The organism is Halorubrum halodurans (assembly GCF_002252985.1).
Classification (GTDB): Archaea; Halobacteriota; Halobacteria; order Halobacteriales; family Haloferacaceae; genus Halorubrum; species Halorubrum halodurans.
In genome coordinates this window covers 1-15,066 of sequence record NZ_NHPJ01000072.1, presented here as the reverse complement: position 1 = coordinate 15,066, position 15,066 = coordinate 1, and the positions used below count along the sequence as shown (strand labels likewise).

At 56.5% G+C, this 15,066-nt stretch carries 15 protein-coding genes; 6 read left to right on the top strand and 9 right to left on the bottom strand.

The window, feature by feature from the left end; all coding sequences use genetic code 11:
• From DJ70_RS07105 to DJ70_RS07095, 4 genes are all read right to left on the bottom strand, one after another.
• Positions 1 to 693 (bottom strand): hypothetical protein, encoded by a 693-nt coding sequence (locus tag DJ70_RS07105; RefSeq protein WP_094531457.1) that lies wholly within the window; start codon positions 691 to 693, stop codon positions 1 to 3.
• 173 nt (positions 694 to 866) lie between these two features.
• The gene (locus DJ70_RS16735; RefSeq protein ID WP_143420952.1) at positions 867 to 1,445 is read right to left on the bottom strand and encodes a hypothetical protein; all 579 of its coding nucleotides are present in this window, start codon (positions 1,443 to 1,445) and stop codon (positions 867 to 869) included.
• A gap of 122 nt (positions 1,446 to 1,567) precedes the next feature.
• The gene (locus tag DJ70_RS16730; protein ID WP_143420951.1) at positions 1,568 to 1,963 is read right to left on the bottom strand and encodes a hypothetical protein; all 396 of its coding nucleotides are present in this window, start codon (positions 1,961 to 1,963) and stop codon (positions 1,568 to 1,570) included.
• Entirely contained in the window at positions 1,956 to 2,906 is a 951-nt protein-coding gene (locus DJ70_RS07095; RefSeq protein WP_094531453.1) for a ParA family protein, read from the bottom strand. Before DJ70_RS07095 ends, DJ70_RS16730 begins: the two co-directional genes overlap by 8 nt.
• A 467-nt stretch (positions 2,907 to 3,373) precedes the next feature.
• Between DJ70_RS07095 and DJ70_RS16725 the strand changes: the two genes are divergently transcribed.
• The gene (locus DJ70_RS16725) at positions 3,374 to 4,216 is read left to right on the top strand and encodes a DUF7289 family protein (protein WP_143420950.1); all 843 of its coding nucleotides are present in this window, start codon (positions 3,374 to 3,376) and stop codon (positions 4,214 to 4,216) included.
• A gap of 97 nt (positions 4,217 to 4,313) precedes the next feature.
• Complete coding sequence (locus tag DJ70_RS07085; protein WP_094531449.1) at positions 4,314 to 4,652, top strand: hypothetical protein; 339 nt, start codon at positions 4,314 to 4,316, stop codon at positions 4,650 to 4,652.
• A gap of 15 nt (positions 4,653 to 4,667) precedes the next feature.
• Here DJ70_RS07085 and DJ70_RS07080 read toward each other — a convergent pair whose 3' ends face one another.
• Positions 4,668 to 5,924 carry a Cdc6/Cdc18 family protein gene (locus tag DJ70_RS07080; RefSeq protein WP_094531447.1) on the bottom strand — a complete coding sequence of 419 codons (1,257 nt, stop codon included), beginning with the start codon at positions 5,922 to 5,924 and terminating at the stop codon, positions 4,668 to 4,670.
• Positions 5,925 to 6,975: 1,051 nt separating this feature from the next.
• Here DJ70_RS07080 and rdfA point away from each other — a divergent pair.
• Positions 6,976 to 7,632, top strand: coding sequence for a rod-determining factor RdfA (gene rdfA / locus DJ70_RS16720; RefSeq protein ID WP_143420949.1), 657 nt, complete (start codon positions 6,976 to 6,978; stop codon positions 7,630 to 7,632).
• Between the two features lie 145 nt (positions 7,633 to 7,777).
• Complete coding sequence (locus DJ70_RS07075; RefSeq protein ID WP_179233995.1) at positions 7,778 to 9,883, top strand: archaea-specific SMC-related protein; 2,106 nt, start codon at positions 7,778 to 7,780, stop codon at positions 9,881 to 9,883.
• Positions 9,884 to 9,953: 70 nt separating this feature from the next.
• Here the strand turns inward: DJ70_RS07075 and DJ70_RS07070 are convergent, their stop codons facing one another.
• Together DJ70_RS07070 and DJ70_RS07065 are read right to left on the bottom strand one after the other, a co-directional pair.
• Positions 9,954 to 10,664, bottom strand: a complete 711-nt coding sequence (locus tag DJ70_RS07070; RefSeq protein ID WP_094531443.1) for a hypothetical protein — start codon at positions 10,662 to 10,664, stop codon at positions 9,954 to 9,956.
• A gap of 1 nt (position 10,665) precedes the next feature.
• Positions 10,666 to 11,043, bottom strand: coding sequence for a hypothetical protein (locus tag DJ70_RS07065; RefSeq protein ID WP_094531441.1), 378 nt, complete (start codon positions 11,041 to 11,043; stop codon positions 10,666 to 10,668).
• 131 nt (positions 11,044 to 11,174) lie between these two features.
• Here DJ70_RS07065 and DJ70_RS07060 point away from each other — a divergent pair, with 131 nt between their 5' ends.
• Together DJ70_RS07060 and DJ70_RS07055 are read left to right on the top strand one after the other, a co-directional pair.
• Entirely contained in the window at positions 11,175 to 12,527 is a 1,353-nt protein-coding gene (locus DJ70_RS07060) for a hypothetical protein (RefSeq protein WP_094531440.1), read from the top strand.
• Positions 12,528 to 12,684: 157 nt separating this feature from the next.
• Positions 12,685 to 13,644: a hypothetical protein gene (locus tag DJ70_RS07055; RefSeq protein ID WP_094531438.1), complete on the top strand. Its 960-nt coding sequence runs from the start codon at positions 12,685 to 12,687 to the stop codon at positions 13,642 to 13,644.
• Positions 13,645 to 13,835: 191 nt separating this feature from the next.
• Here the strand turns inward: DJ70_RS07055 and DJ70_RS07050 are convergent, their stop codons facing one another.
• Together DJ70_RS07050 and DJ70_RS07045 are read right to left on the bottom strand one after the other, a co-directional pair.
• Entirely contained in the window at positions 13,836 to 14,381 is a 546-nt protein-coding gene (locus tag DJ70_RS07050; RefSeq protein ID WP_179233994.1) for a type IV pilin, read from the bottom strand.
• Positions 14,382 to 14,561: 180 nt separating this feature from the next.
• Positions 14,562 to 15,066, bottom strand: a 505-nt coding sequence (locus DJ70_RS07045) for a type IV pilin N-terminal domain-containing protein (protein WP_321169295.1), incomplete at its 5' end; no start/stop codon positions are given.

The following is a 15,066-nucleotide window of genomic DNA, read 5'->3' as shown; positions in this document are numbered from 1 at the left end:
TTACCCATCGAGGAGATCGTACGCGTCTAACCGGGTAACGAGTTCATCCCGGCGCTGTACAGCTTCACTCGTTGATCCCGCACCCTGCACGACGGTTTCCCCGTTCGCAAACAACAAGCACGTATCACCGTCGCCGTCCCGGTAAATCACACCGGAGAACACGGCTGGGTCGTACTCGACATCATCGAGCCCGACCGCGACCGCGTTCAAATTAAGCCGGTCACGACCAGTTACTGAATCGAATTGCACGACGACATTCCGGACCGTGACTGGTCGCCAGTCCGTGTCGACACCGAGTGACCGTAACCGGTAATGCAGCATCCGGACCGCGTCAACAATCTCGGACGCGGTAAGGTTCCCTGTAAGGACAACACTCCCGTCCGGGTACAGCCAAATCGTGCCTGGTGTCGCAGGGAATGAGATATTACCGTGGTTACTCCGTGTGGCGTGCGTTGTCCAGTTAGTGTCAGCGACTAACTGGTCAATATCGATCGGGTGACCGATGCTTGTGGTGACGTTCACGTTCACAACATCACCACCGGCACTGTCGACGTGGTCGTCGGTGCCGTGTGGTGCAAGCGCGGTTTCAAGACGGTCTCGGTACGCGTCAGGGATCGTAATGTTTGACAGTGCTGGTGCTGTCCCCGCTGTCCCCGTGTTACCGTGGAAATCGGTGATCGTTGTTTGACTCATCGTACACACCCTTCTCTACGGATCGTAGTTCCACAGACACCGTACCGTTTCAACTGGAGACTGTGTGTTCCCGTTCAGTATAACATTTACATTATCTCCGTAAATACCTTTGCCACTATCACCCCCCCGGTAGGGATACACCGCACGTCAAAACACGGCGCAGTCACGGACCCTTACTCCGTCATACTGTGAACGTCGTCGAGGACTGCACTTGTCTGCACTGCAGCGTCCACAACAGGATCCGGGTCAGTGTACACGACCGAGATCGAAACACTCGACTCACCAGCACCAGCAGAATCCTCGCGTTTCCCTATCCGGTCACGATCACGGTCACGGTCCGTGTGCATCGTGATAGTCCGGGTAAACCCGTTTGATCGGCACACCTCGCACGTATGCCTCTCCCTGCCCGTTCCAGCACCCGTGCCACGTGACTCAGGCCCAGTGAAGCAGGCTGGTGACAGGATCACGTGCCCGTCAACCCATACGGCCCTCGTTTCATCGAACCAGTCACTCGGCACAACACCGACGGTGAGCCGCATCACGACGCGGTCGTCCGCGTCTGTTTGCACGTCACGTGTCACGAGCCCGTAGTCACGACTGACCGTACCGGGTTCGGTACTCGTGTTCCTGTCGTGTGCTATTCGAACCGCATTACACGGCACGCGGAATTCGTCCGGGTACGCTGCAGGGACCGGGCCACCCACGACGTGTTCCTCTATAGGCGGGGTTTCGCCTGTCTTCTCGGTCTCCATACGTGTACGTACGCCTCAGGCACCGGTAAACGACACGTCCTTGCCGATCTGAACGCACGCACGCGCGTAACAATGTATACACTGTGAAGCGCGGTGCGTGGGTCACATATTGACCGCGAGGGTTACTCGTGGAGTTGTTCGATCTCGTCCGCCCACTCGTCGATGTTATTCACCACGACCTGGATCGCTGCGTTCTGCAGCTCCGGTTTCGAAAGCTCGTCGAACATCTTCCCGTGCCCACGCTCGTTCATTTCGAGTTCGAGTTTCGACTGTGCGAGGCCGTTGAACTCGTCACGTGTACCGCGCGGCACTCGGAGCTGTAACCGCACGTGTTCATCGTCGTCGATCGTCTCGTGGACTTGCCCTGTATGCGATTTCAACCCGCGTTCAGTATCGAACTCGGCACCGCACACATCACACTCAAAACCCTCTTCGGAACTGTAACTGGGTTCCTCACCCTGGTCTTGCGATTGATTGTACCGTTCTTGTAACCGTTCATCACGGCTTTTCTTACTCATAGGAATCACCTGTGTTGAGAAGCGTTTCCTGTGTGTGTGAGGAATGACGACCACTCACCACACCACCGTCGGTCTCAACACGACCGTCAGCCTCTCCGGCACACGCATCGAGATACTGATCAATACTTCCGCGTTCATTCCGGAATGCGATGCTGGTATCCGGCGCGTATGCATCTCCCGAGATTATTTCACGGGCAATATCCTCAAACACGACTTCAACGTCAAGGTCTTCATCGTGCTCGAATATCGATACTTCATTATCTAACGCGCGCTGAACCGCTACCCGGTTCAATACCATCCATACCGGTGGGACCGGGAACGTATCGTTGAGCCACTTCATCATCTTCTCGGACTCACTATTATTCGTCCGGACCTTGTTAGCGACATACCCGACCTCATTAACAACACCATTTTCGAATTCTTTTTCAAACACCTTTTCGAGCTGTTCAATTAGATCGGTTATCATAATGTCTAACGCGCGTTGAGAGGTCCGTTCAGCCTGCGCTGGGATGAGTACGTTCCCAGAAGCTAGCACGGCGTTATCAACGATTTTACCGAGATTCGGTGGACAGTCAAGGATAATGTGATCGTAGTCATCTTCAACGTGACTGAGGATTCCCTGCAGTTTGAACGCAGGGCCACGCATATTCAACAAATCATTTTCCAACTTCGGCATATCGAGATTGCTCGGAACGACATCCATCTCTTTGTGACTACGGATAATCTCGGTGATGTGCGATTCATCTTCAGTAAACGCAGTGTACAGTGTCGGTTCGTAGTCCTCGTACGCTTCGTCGAATCCGAGGCCTTCGGTGGCGTGGCCTTGCGGGTCCAGGTCGACGAGGAGTACATCTTCACCGGCGGCGTTCAACGCACCGGCGACGTTGATAGCGACCGTGGTTTTCCCGACACCGCCTTTCTGGTTACAGACAGCGACCATCATCGCTGCATCACCTCTACGACTGCGATTGCGGCGTTCCGTGCGTGTTGTGACCGTGTTCGCATACGTGTTGATACCTCGGAGAGTTACTTAAAGGTTGGTGAGTATCTCACCAGTCACTCTGAACCCTCGAAACTCTCCAAAGACTCCGAAAACAGTGAAACCACTACACGCGAACGGCTTCTTTATACGTATAATCCCAAACATTTAATGCAACACCGACCCAAGTAACGAATGCGAACCAAGCCCCTGGTGACGGCTGGTTCGACACCTGCATGCGTGTTGTGAGGGACTGTTCCGTTTCATCCCTGTCGCGGAACACCCCTATCACTTTTCCACCGGACACCACGCACACACAGTACCAACACCACCCCTGAGTCACTCCGTTCACTAACCAGGGACGCGGACAACCACTCAAACAAGTGTTACCGCAAAACGGGTTTACCGGTCACTAGACCGTACCGGCACGTATGCCTGACCCGAAGCACCGCTTCACACGCGATACGAGAGCAGTCACATCCACAGTCGGGTACGTACTCCTCATTGCCATAGTCATTACGTCAAGCGTTGCAGTCCTCGGCACAGGAATCACAGTAATCACAGGCACGCAAACCACAGCTGACCACGAAGCAGCAGCGAACGCAATGACGCACCTCGATGCGGAAATACAACTCGTCGCATTCACACCCGAACCCGGGTCACAACACCAACACGTAGACCTGGAAACCGGTCGCAGCGAACAACTCACAATCGAAGACACCGGGAAGATACAACTCGAACTTCAAGAACGCAGAAACGGAACCGGAACCTACACCACCGTAGACAGACCCCTGAACCAGGACCTACATGCGCTCGTGTACCAGACGGAACACCGGGCAATCACGTATCAAGCCGGCGGGGTCTGGGCAATCACTCCCGGCGACCCCGGGACTGCAGAAATGATCTCACCCCCGGAACTCTCCAAGAACGGGAATACAACCACGATACCGATCGTGACGATCAGGAACAACCCGGGATTCGTCTCAACCGACGGGACAATCGATGTAACCCGGTCCAGTGACAGTGACCGGATCTTCCCAGAAACCCGGAGCGACGATACGCTCTCGAACCCGGTCGCTGCGGATCAACGCATCGTGCTGACAATCACTACCGAGTACTACCAAGCATGGGGGGATTACTTCGAAACACGGCTCGACGTGGACCCGGAGTACGACCACGAGAACCAGTCCGTGACGGTGACGATCACGGGTAACTCGGACCCAGTAACGTTCGTCCACTCCTCACAGACAGAGATAGAAGTCACTGATTCGTAACACCGCCACGGTCACTACCCCGCCACCCGTGTCACGATACCTTATGTAAAGAATTAACCCGGTCCGCGTACCGTGAGGTTACATAAGGTGCCCATCGATGCCTCACCCCCCGACGCCGCCGGAGTCAGCACCGAAGTACATCACGGACGGACTCCCGAAACAAGACACGGACACGCTACACGAACTCCGTGAATATATTGACGAGTTAATCGACTCCCGCGAGCAACCGGTCGACCCTGAGGATCTCCCGGATAACGCTGACCCCGTCGACACTGAAGATGACGGGGCCGGGACGATCGTGAAAGAACGCGTGAAGTGCGGAGCTGACTGCACGTGCAATAACGGGACCGGGCACGGCCCGTACTTGTACCGGTACTTCTACGATGAATCCGGGTCGCTGAACTCGGAGTACATCGGGAAACCCGGGGACCAGTAACGACACGCACCGCGGCTACGTGTCTGTGGGTTCTGAAAACTCGGAGAACCGCATATCGTCAGTAATCACGGGTTTGATCACGTCCGGATCTTCCAACAGGTAGTACTGGTGCGTGACGCCTTTCCCTCGCCCACGTCCGACACGTTCCGTTCGACCGAGAATATCGAGGAACACTTGCTCGTTCAACCGGTCGCTCATCCGGCGCTGCGATAACGCGTCCATATCAAGCTCACTGGTAATGTTCTTGTACACGTCGTAAATCTCCCGCGTTGAGAACTCCTCATCATCTGATTGCTCTGTCAGTAACGCTAATGCGTACACTGCGGCTTTCGTCTGCGTCGGCTGGCCTTCCAACAACTGGCTGAACCGGTCGATGTCAGCGCGTTTCCGGGCTTTCTGCACGTGTTCCTCAGTGACGGTCTCCATTTGCTGATCGCGCGCGATTTCCCCGGCATTCCGTAGAATATCGAGTGCTTTCCGTGCATCACCGTGTTCCTGCGCAGCGAGCGCTGCGCTGAGCGGGATCACGTCACCGGTCAGCACGTCGTCTTTGAACGCGTCCTCTCGATTGTACATAATACTGCGGAGTTGATTCGCATCGTACGGCGGGAACACGAATTCACGGTCCTGCAGGCTGCTGAGAATCCGTTCATCAAGCGATTCTTTGAATGAGATCTTGTTACTGATAGCGATGATCCCGACACTACACGACTCAACTTTCCCGGCTTCCCCGGCACGGGACAGCTGCATCAGGATTTCACTGTCTTGCAGTTTATCAATCTCGTCGAGGATGATCACGACCACGTCGTACAATTCATCGAGGATGTTCCATAGCCGGTGGTAGTACTCGTCGGTAGACAGGCCCGTGACTGGGATCGTGATCCCGGTTGTGTCCGGGTCGTTCAAATCACGCGCGATCGTGATGACCACGCGTGTTTCTGTTGAGGACTGCGTACAGTCGATGTACACGGTCCGCATTTCAGTCCCGTTGTTATGCGCGTATTCAGTAGCGCTTTGCGTGACGTGTTTCGCTACGAGGGATTTCCCAGTCCCGGTTTTCCCGTAGATAAGCGTGTTCCGCGGTGATTTCCCGTCGACAGCCGGGTGGATGCTGGATGCGACGCGTTCAATTTCGTCGTCTCGCCCGATGATGCGTTCCTCGTCCGGGATGTGGTCAATATCGAGGAGTTCCTTCCGTGCAAAGATCGGGTTGTCGGATGCCCAGTACGCATCCAACGTTTGTGTTTCGGTGCCGGTGTCGTCGTCAGCCATACAATCGACACATGGTCCAGGTGTTATAAAACACGTGGTTGAACGACCCCAGGCGTCGAATGTAACACGGTCGTGTTCCCGGTGTTCACGTGGAGTACCGTCGGAGTTCACCTCGGAAAGCAGAGTGAGGTGTCGATTGTATCGCCTGCAGCGCATCACCCCGACCGTCGAGTGTAACGCGACCCGCCCGGCACCCCGACCGTCGAGTGTAAACCGTGATGTGTTCAATAGAGCACGAGCACGCACCCCGACCGTCGAGTGTAACGAGTGACACTTACCACGCACCGTGCGGCGTGAACCGTGAGGGTGACCCCGACCGTCGAGTGTAACGCGTAAAACACGGCCCTTGCGAGGTGATCGGAGCACGATCCGCCCGGTCTGGCAACCGGGTAGTTCCGAGTACCGGGAGACACACACCCCAGGTGTCGAATGTAACACGCCGGAAACCCGCCGGGAGATCGGCTATACTCCCTCGTGGTTTTGAATACAGGATCGCGGAGAAGCAACGGTCTCAACGGTTCTCGCTAGGGAATACATCACACGCGGATTGGCGGTGTCGGAAGCGGTGCGTGTGAGCTGCGGAGAACGTTGTTCTCCGTTCTCACTGTGCGTTACTCGTATCGCGGGGTTGTTCACAGCAACACTACTTATAATTTCCCCTAGAAATAAAGGTACGTGTTGCGACACGTCTCATCACTCGACACGACCGTACCGTACAGAAACCCGTGCTTAGAACACCACACCCGTGTTCTCAACGGTTTACATTCGACACCTGGGGTGTGGGTGTCGCATCACCCACGAGACACCTACCAGGACACAGCGACACACGCCACCACTCTCACCAACCCCTGACCGCCGATCGGAACCGCCTCGAACCTTATGTAACCACTACACCGAAACCCACGACCAGCGATTACATAAGGCATCTCCACACCCCGGTGACTCGTGCTCCTCACCACGACTCTACCTCACCACCACTTCCACGACCAGCGACCGCGCGTCGATTGGAGAGCAGAAACTGATTAATGCGAGTCACCATAACCCGTGACGCATGACAACCGATACTGACAGTGATTCTGACGGGACCGACACTGGCGACTCGCCGCCGTGTTGTAAAATCGGCCGCGGAATCCAGAAATACGACTGCAGTGACTTGAACGATCGGCTCGTCGAAGCCTACACAATCAACGACGCATCACTCCGCGACTTGGAACGCATCGTCAACGAGAGTTTCATCCGAGCAGTCCTCAACGATATTGATGACAGTGACTTCAGACGACTAGGCGATGCCGTGACGACCACCCCGAGCGAATTACTCGATGTACTGACCGGTGACGACCGGAGTGAACGCGCACGAGCTGAAACAATCCTCGACCAAGCCGGTGTGGATGTCGACGGGCTCCGCAGCGATTTCATCTCGTACCGGACAGCGAAGAAACACTTGAATCAATGCTTAGACATCGACACGTCACGGAAAGCACCGGAACCAGTAACACGGACAGACGCGCAGGACACGATTGAGTGGGCGGAAACACGCTGCGAACGTGTTGTTGGCCGGACGATCGAACGACTGCAAGCAACACACGATGACATCCCGGCGTCAAACACGTCCGTTTCCGTCTCAACTCGTGTGACGTGCAGTGACTGCGGAGTCACGAAACCAGTCACGGCGTACATTACTGACGGGTGTGACTGCCCGGCACAGTGACACACCACTCCTCAACACAGCACAACACCGCCCGGCACGACCGGCACCGCCACCACACCCCGACCCTCGTGAATGCAAAATGAATTCACCGCCAGTCGGGTACGGACCGTTGGATTTTATACCGCGTCGACCCGGTGATAAAGACATGCCTGGCAGTCCTGAAACCCTACCCGCCGGAACGGATGTGTCACCACGCCTCGACACGACCGACCTCGACGGGTACGAAGCCGAGCTCACCGTCGAAAACATCGGCGGGATAGACGCCTGCACCGTCACATTCACCCCTGGCACAACGATCCTAACCGGGGAGAACGCAACGAACCGGACATCACTCCTCTCCGCGTTGAACGGTGCGCTCGGCGGGACCGCCCCCGTGCTGAAATCCGATGCGGAAACCGGGCGCGTTGAATTATCGCTGCACGACACGACCACCGACGACGACGATGATGATGCAGTCGTGTCGATCACACGGACGTATGAACGAAGTGATCGTGGGACCGTGACCGTCTCCGGCGACGGGTACATCGACGACCCGGAGATCGTGGACACGTTCGTCACGTTATTCGAAGCGAACGATGCCAGGCAAGCCGTCCAGCACGGTGACGATATTCGGGACGTGTTAATGCGGCCTGTTGACACGGGCGAGATCGAACGGGAGCTCAAACAGAAAACCTCGGAACGCGACGACCTGGAACGCGACCTTAACGATCTTGAATCCCGCATCGAGAACGAGGCCGCGTTGACAGAACGCCGTGAAGCAATCAAAACCGAGTTAGACGAGGTTACTGAGGAAATCGACGAGTTAGAATCCGTTGTGTCCGACCACGAAGCGGACATGGATATGGCTGCGGAAGCCGAGGAACTCGTTGATGACCTGGAAGCGAAACGCAGCGAAGTCCGTGACCTAGAGAACGAGATTGAAGTCCTCGAAGCGGAACTTGATGCACTGGAAGATGAAGAAGCCGACTTACGCGAGCAAGCTGTAGACCTGTACCGTACCGTGACTGATTCGGGGGATGCAGATGAAATCGAATTCAACACTGGAGACGGTGATGCGAATATCCCGTGGGATGAGGTCACGGACGAGAACCGGATTCGAGAGTTAGAAGACACCGTGACTGAACTCCGCGGTCGGAAAAACGAATTATCCGCAACAATCGATGAGTTAACCCGCATCATAAACTTCAACCAGTCAACACTGGATGACGCAACTGATCTCCCAGGCATCACTGACACTGACGGGGACGTAACAGCAGAACTCGCACCGGACACTGACCGAGAAATCGAATGCTGGACGTGCGGCACGACCGTCCCTCGTAACGCAATCCAGTCCCGGACATCCGAACTCGAATCCTACGTCGACGACAAACAATCCGAGCTCGACAGCATCGAAACAGAACTCCAGGACGTGAAGAACGAACTGGCTGGGCTGCGAGACACGCAGCAGGAACGCGAAGAACTGCAACGCGAACTCGAATCCGTACAGGAACAACAAACCCGAGTGGAAGACTCCATCGAGAAAACGAAAACCGACCTTGAAACCGCGCGTGAGGAACTCCACGAACTGCAAGACGCGGTCGAAGAAACCGAGGAACTCCGCGAATCCGATCTCCTCGACGTGTACCAAGAATTAAACGAGTACGAGTACCGACGCGGGCAACTCGAAACCGAGCTTGATGACGTGACCGATGAACTCGCTGCGATCAGTGACGCACGCAGCGAGAAAAACGCGTTAGAAGCAGATCTCGACGACATCCGTGACGACATCGAATCACTCCGAACCCGGATCGCGGATTTGGAACGCGCTGCAGTTGACTCGTTCAACGACGAAATGGAAACGATCCTCGACCGGTTAGCCTACGACAACATTGAACGAGTATGGATCGAACGGAAAGTCCCGGACACGTCCTCAGCATTAACGACCGGTGAATTCGATCTGCATATCGTCCGAAAGTCCGAAGACGGAGCCGCGTACGAAGACCGCGTCGAAAACCTATCCGAATCGGAACGAGAAGTAATCGGGCTGATCGTCGCCGTCGCCGGGTACATCGTGCACGGTGTCGGTGACATCGTTCCGTGGATCCTGCTTGACTCGGTCGAAGCGATTGATTCGAACCGTCTCGTAGAACTCATCACGCACATCACTCAACACACGACGTTCCTCGCCGTCGCATTACTCCCCGAGGACGCAGCCGCGTTCCCCGATGAACACGATCGCGTGACTGCTGACGCGTTGTCCACGACCGCGTAACACGCACCCTGCCGGTCACCGTACCCCACCGCACACGGCACTCCACTTTACTTCACGTCACGGTCTGCTTTCAGTCACTGCCCCTGTCCGTGTGACTCGTTGCCCGGTCGTTCACTACGCTATCAAACCCTGCTTCTACCCGTTCGTTCAACCACCGTTCAAACACTTCTATATCAGCCGCATCGAACGTCTCACTATAACTACACGCTACTTTTTCGTCGAGGAACGCTATCGAAACAAGCAACCGGCGACCAATCTCTTCCCACTGAATGGTTTGAAACCCTCTCGTCGCTTCGAAAATACTGTGCGCAAGGACATTCCGGTTAATACCGAGCTCATCATCCTCGTCGTAAAACGTGTCTACAAGGAACTCACGTTCATACTCTGTTATCACGTCACGACTCACTTCTAACGTGTTCAACGTCGTCTTCGGATGCCCCTGCACCATTTTCGACTCGTGTTCCCGAAACCGGAGCGGTGCCTCACCCTCGTACGATCCCGCTCGAAGATCAACCCGGTCGATGAATTCCACGAGCAACCCTTCAAAATACGGGTACGCGATAGCAAGCGCCTGATACGCTCGCATCGCATCACCGGACTGTACACGGTGCGCATCTACCTTCTCATCCAAGCGCTCCTGGAACGTTCGATGCCTGTCACTGAACGTCCGCACCACCCAGTACAGTTCATCGAGAATATCGATCGAGCTGAACATCACCGGCGTTGCATCACCCGTTACGAACCGTTCTCCAGACACACCTATCAAATCCATCTCCTGCATATTACGCGGGATGTACAGCGATAACGTGCGTTCTAACGTTTTCAGTCGCTAACCGGTTCAACGAATCGATACGACCGATATTCCCAGTGATCGTAGCGACCTGCCCACCGTCAAACCTCTCAAAAAGCACGAGCGCTGCATTGTAAAAGAAATCATCAAAGTGCTCCCACCCGTCACCGAAATCCCAGTACTGGTAGGACTTGTTCCCATCCTCGTCCGTTTCAATGATTTTCAGAACGTACACCGAATCCTCGTCAGTCACATCCGACCACAACACCGGGTTCTCCTCACCCGTCTCACTATTCACCCGGGTATAGTACCCGTCCCCAACACAGTCACTCGAATCCACGTACTCGTATGAAAACTGGTCCGGGATCATGAATACCAATTATCGTTACTACCACGAACTCACACTCGAACCATTAAATAACCACCACACCGCACCGGCTCTCACTCCCTTCACCACACCACCCCGGGGGGTTTACCGGTCAGTACCACTAACCATCACACATGACGGGACGAAGCAACCGTCGAGTCAGCCGCAGGGCTGTCCTCGCAGCGACCGGTGCAGCGATCACAGGCAGTATCCTCACACCCACCGTCGGCGCAACACCACCGGACGAACCGATCCTCACCACGGACGGCGCACAGAACGACGACGTGTTCACCGACGGCGACGACCTGGAACGCGACGACCTGGACGATCCGAGCGACTGGACGTACCTTGAACACAGCCCGGACGAACACACCGTGTACATCTGGTACCGCGGTGACGAGTACCGAGCCGACGCCGAACGCGCAGCTGAACACGTCACCGCTGCACAGAACCACGTCCACAAGTACCTCGAACCACCGGCAGACCACGAAACCCAGTACTTCCTCATCCCCGTCGACGAGTACGACCGGAAGCCGTCGAGCGCTGGTGCGCAAATCCACGGTGCCGAAGACCGTGTGAGCGGGGATGTACGCGTGGAAATGCAGACCGTCCCACCGTCCGAGCACCCGCATGTTACCACGACGACCGGGATCGATGACGTGTTCCTCGATGCGGTGATCTCAGCGTACTGGCGAGTCCCGGCACACCACGCAATCTACGTCCGGTACAACCACAGCACCGACCATGAAGCTGTGACACCGCGATGGCTCCGCCGCGGCATGGAGCGGTACATCGCGTCCACCGTGCAGTCCGACTCGGCACCGTACGCGACCGGTGATGCACGGCAGGCCGGTGAAGAAATCGCACGCACCGGAACTGTCGACTGGGACGCTGTGAACAACGCGGCGCAAGAACCGTACGCGTACACTGTCGGGCTTCTCGCCGTGGAATTCATGGTCGAAGAATGGGACTACGAACCGACGTTAGACGTGTACCTGCACGGTGACACGTTCGATAACTCCATCGAGGAACTTCTCGGTGTGACACGCGGTGAGTTCAACGCAGCGTTCATCGACTACATCGAAAACACGTACGGTACTGAAACACCGGAGCAAACACCGCCCGGCACCCCGGAGCAAACACCGGAACAAACACCGGGAGAAGACCCCGGGCAGGGAACTGACGAAGACCCCACCACGGAACAACCCGGGGACTGGAAAACAGAAATCGTCCCTGGCAACAATGCCGATGCCGATACCGATCCCGATGACGATGACGGGTTCCCGTGGTGGGTGATCGGTGCCGGTGCCGGTGCCGGTGTGACTGGCGGTGCGGCGTACTACAAGTACCGAGACGATGACAGTGACGCGCCGGCCACGGACACACCCAGTGATACGGACCGTGTCGATGACACAGCCCCTGACACTGATACTGACACAGGCCCTGATACTGACGACCCGGGCAGCAACAACAATCCACGATCGTAACTGGTGACAAGCAATGCAACGCACACGACGTGACGTGATACGAGGACTCCTCACCGGTGCCGTGACCGGCGTAACCATCGGAACCGCCGGGTGCATAGCAACCGATCCCGGAAGTAAAACACACGCACCGCGACCAACGCCAGGCGGTACCGTTACCGTGAACAAACAGTCGGAACACGGATTCAACTGGCCGTACTACCTGTACACCCCCGACGCGTACCCGGACAACCGCGCTGCAACCGGTCGCACGGATGTAATGCTCGTTGAACCGATTTCATCACCGGACCCGACAGACGACCTCGACACGCACCGTGACCTCGCAGAGAACATCATCAAACACAGTATCTCCCGGCAACTCGCGGACAGAATCACAGCCCCGTTCCTCGTCCCGGTATTCCCTCGCGTCACCGCGGAAACCAACACTGACCGGTTCATCCAACAGTTAAACGCACGATCGCTGCAAATCGACGGGAAGTTCGAACGCGTTGACAAGCAGTTACTCCGCATGACCGAACACGCACAGACACTACTCGCAGCGGAATTCAACACCACGACCCCGACACCGCCGGAATTACTGTTGAACGGGTTCTCATCTTCAGGGCATTTCGTCAACAAATTCACTGTCCTGCACCCGACGCACGTCGCCGGCGTCACAGCTGGCGGTGTGAACGGTATGGTGACACTCCCAACGGACTCCGTACCGTGGTATGATGACCCGGTCCCGTACCCGATCGGGACGGCTGCCATACGCGACCTTACCGGGAACCCGTTCAACCTCGAAGCGTTCCGCACAACACCGCAGTACTACTACCTCGGCGGTGACGATGACATCGACACGCTCCCCGACCCGTCACTATGGACGGACGATGAACACGGCGACCGGCAAGCAATCGCCCGGAACGTGTACGGGACCGGCGACCCGTCACACGACCGGTTCCCACGGTGCCGGGACATGTACCGAAAGCAGGACATCCCGGCCGTGTTCGGTATCTACGCCGACACCGGGCACACCCCGCGACCAGCATCGACCGACGTGATCGCGTTCCACGAAGACGTTGTTCTCTCCAATACCGGGATTCATTCCTTCGCAGCAACACTCGATGCGAGAGCACTGTAACACGTGCCGTACCTTCATTCACGGACACGAACCACCGGAACCACCGAACAACCACCGGTACTCACACCCACTGCGAACACTACACCACACCACACCACACCACAGCACAGCACAGTATGCCTCGGCAGAAAAAACACTTCGACGGGACTCACCGTCCAGCCGACCGCTCCGCCGTAGTCCGTGTACCGTGATTACTCGACCGTGTGCTCGTCGAGCGTTGCAGAGGTACTCCCGTCATCACTCACCCACGTCACACGGAGCTCCGTCCCGCTGACATCCTGCGACCCATCGTACGCCATCGTCAACAGGTTATCACCAGCCTGCCGCGGCTCATCGACACTGATCTGCAGACCAGTGACACTACCCGGGCTCGCGTTCGGATCGACACCACCCGGGTCAAACCCGGTGATCCTCATCTCTGACGGGGCCGTATCCTCGAACCCGTACGCACTCCCGTTCATCTCACCTTCCGGAGCCTGACTGAACGTCACGTCTAACTGCCCGTCAACCGATTCACCACCGTCGTGCCAGATCTGCACGAGTGTTACGTCGTTCCCGGTCGCCGGATCCTGCGCCTGCGCAACCGTGTACTCAAACTGCGCGTTCGGCGGACTCTCACTCAGATTACCACCGAGTCCGAACACGAACCCGGCGATAACAGCAGCGAGAACCACGGTCACAGCGACCATGAGGATCACCCCGATGACCGGGGACACGGCGTCCTCACTCGCCAGCATCGACTTGCATTTTCCTATCATACTGCATGTAAACATAACCCCGGCTGACCGGTAAACCCCCGGACACCCCCTGCCCGGCACGCACCACACTTACCCAGTTCACACCGTACTTACTGTGAAGCAACTACCCGACCAGTGCCCACGTCGAAAAAATAACCGCGACTGGAGTAGTGAAACGCGTTATGCGTCTGGCCCGGCGAACTCACCGAGCGTAGCGGACGTACCGCCTTCACCACTAACCCAGACGAGATCGACTTCACCATCACTCGGGAACCCGCCATCATCGCTACCGATCTGATCACCGGCTTGAATCGTGCCGGATACGGCACCGTTCGAGTCGATGTACGACTCACTGGCAGCGAACGCGACGTTCCCGCTTGCTGGACCGGCCCAATTCAATTCAGCCGTGTTGTCAGCAGTGATCGCGTCACCACCGTCATGCGTGACGGCAAGCGACCCATCGTTGGCATTGTAGTCGAAGTTGATCTGTGCGTTCGGCGCGCTCTGACTCAGATTATCTCCGAGCCCGAACACGAACCCGGCGATAACCGCGGCGAGAACCACGGTCACTGCAACCATCAGGATCACCCCGATGACCGGAGACACGGCGTCCTCGCCCGTCAACATCTGCTTGACCTTCGCCATCATACTGCATGTAACCATACCCCCGGCTGACCGGTAAACC

Bases quoted from the DNA above. Each gene is read 5' to 3' on its own strand.
- DJ70_RS07105 (WP_094531457.1), bottom strand. From the start codon at position 693: ATGAGTCAAACAACGATCACCGATTTCCACGGTAACACGGGGACAGCG.
- DJ70_RS16735 (WP_143420952.1), bottom strand. From the start codon at position 1,445: ATGGAGACCGAGAAGACAGGCGAAACCCCGCCTATAGAGGAACACGTC.
- DJ70_RS16730 (WP_143420951.1), bottom strand. From the start codon at position 1,963: ATGAGTAAGAAAAGCCGTGATGAACGGTTACAAGAACGGTACAATCAA.
- DJ70_RS07095 (WP_094531453.1), bottom strand. From the start codon at position 2,906: ATGATGGTCGCTGTCTGTAACCAGAAAGGCGGTGTCGGGAAAACCACG.
- DJ70_RS16725 (WP_143420950.1), top strand. From the start codon at position 3,374: ATGCCTGACCCGAAGCACCGCTTCACACGCGATACGAGAGCAGTCACA.
- DJ70_RS07085 (WP_094531449.1), top strand. From the start codon at position 4,314: ATGCCTCACCCCCCGACGCCGCCGGAGTCAGCACCGAAGTACATCACG.
- DJ70_RS07080 (WP_094531447.1), bottom strand. From the start codon at position 5,924: ATGGCTGACGACGACACCGGCACCGAAACACAAACGTTGGATGCGTAC.
- rdfA (WP_143420949.1), top strand. From the start codon at position 6,976: ATGACAACCGATACTGACAGTGATTCTGACGGGACCGACACTGGCGAC.
- DJ70_RS07075 (WP_179233995.1), top strand. From the start codon at position 7,778: ATGCCTGGCAGTCCTGAAACCCTACCCGCCGGAACGGATGTGTCACCA.
- DJ70_RS07070 (WP_094531443.1), bottom strand. From the start codon at position 10,664: ATGCAGGAGATGGATTTGATAGGTGTGTCTGGAGAACGGTTCGTAACG.
- DJ70_RS07065 (WP_094531441.1), bottom strand. From the start codon at position 11,043: ATGATCCCGGACCAGTTTTCATACGAGTACGTGGATTCGAGTGACTGT.
- DJ70_RS07060 (WP_094531440.1), top strand. From the start codon at position 11,175: ATGACGGGACGAAGCAACCGTCGAGTCAGCCGCAGGGCTGTCCTCGCA.
- DJ70_RS07050 (WP_179233994.1), bottom strand. From the start codon at position 14,381: ATGCTGGCGAGTGAGGACGCCGTGTCCCCGGTCATCGGGGTGATCCTC.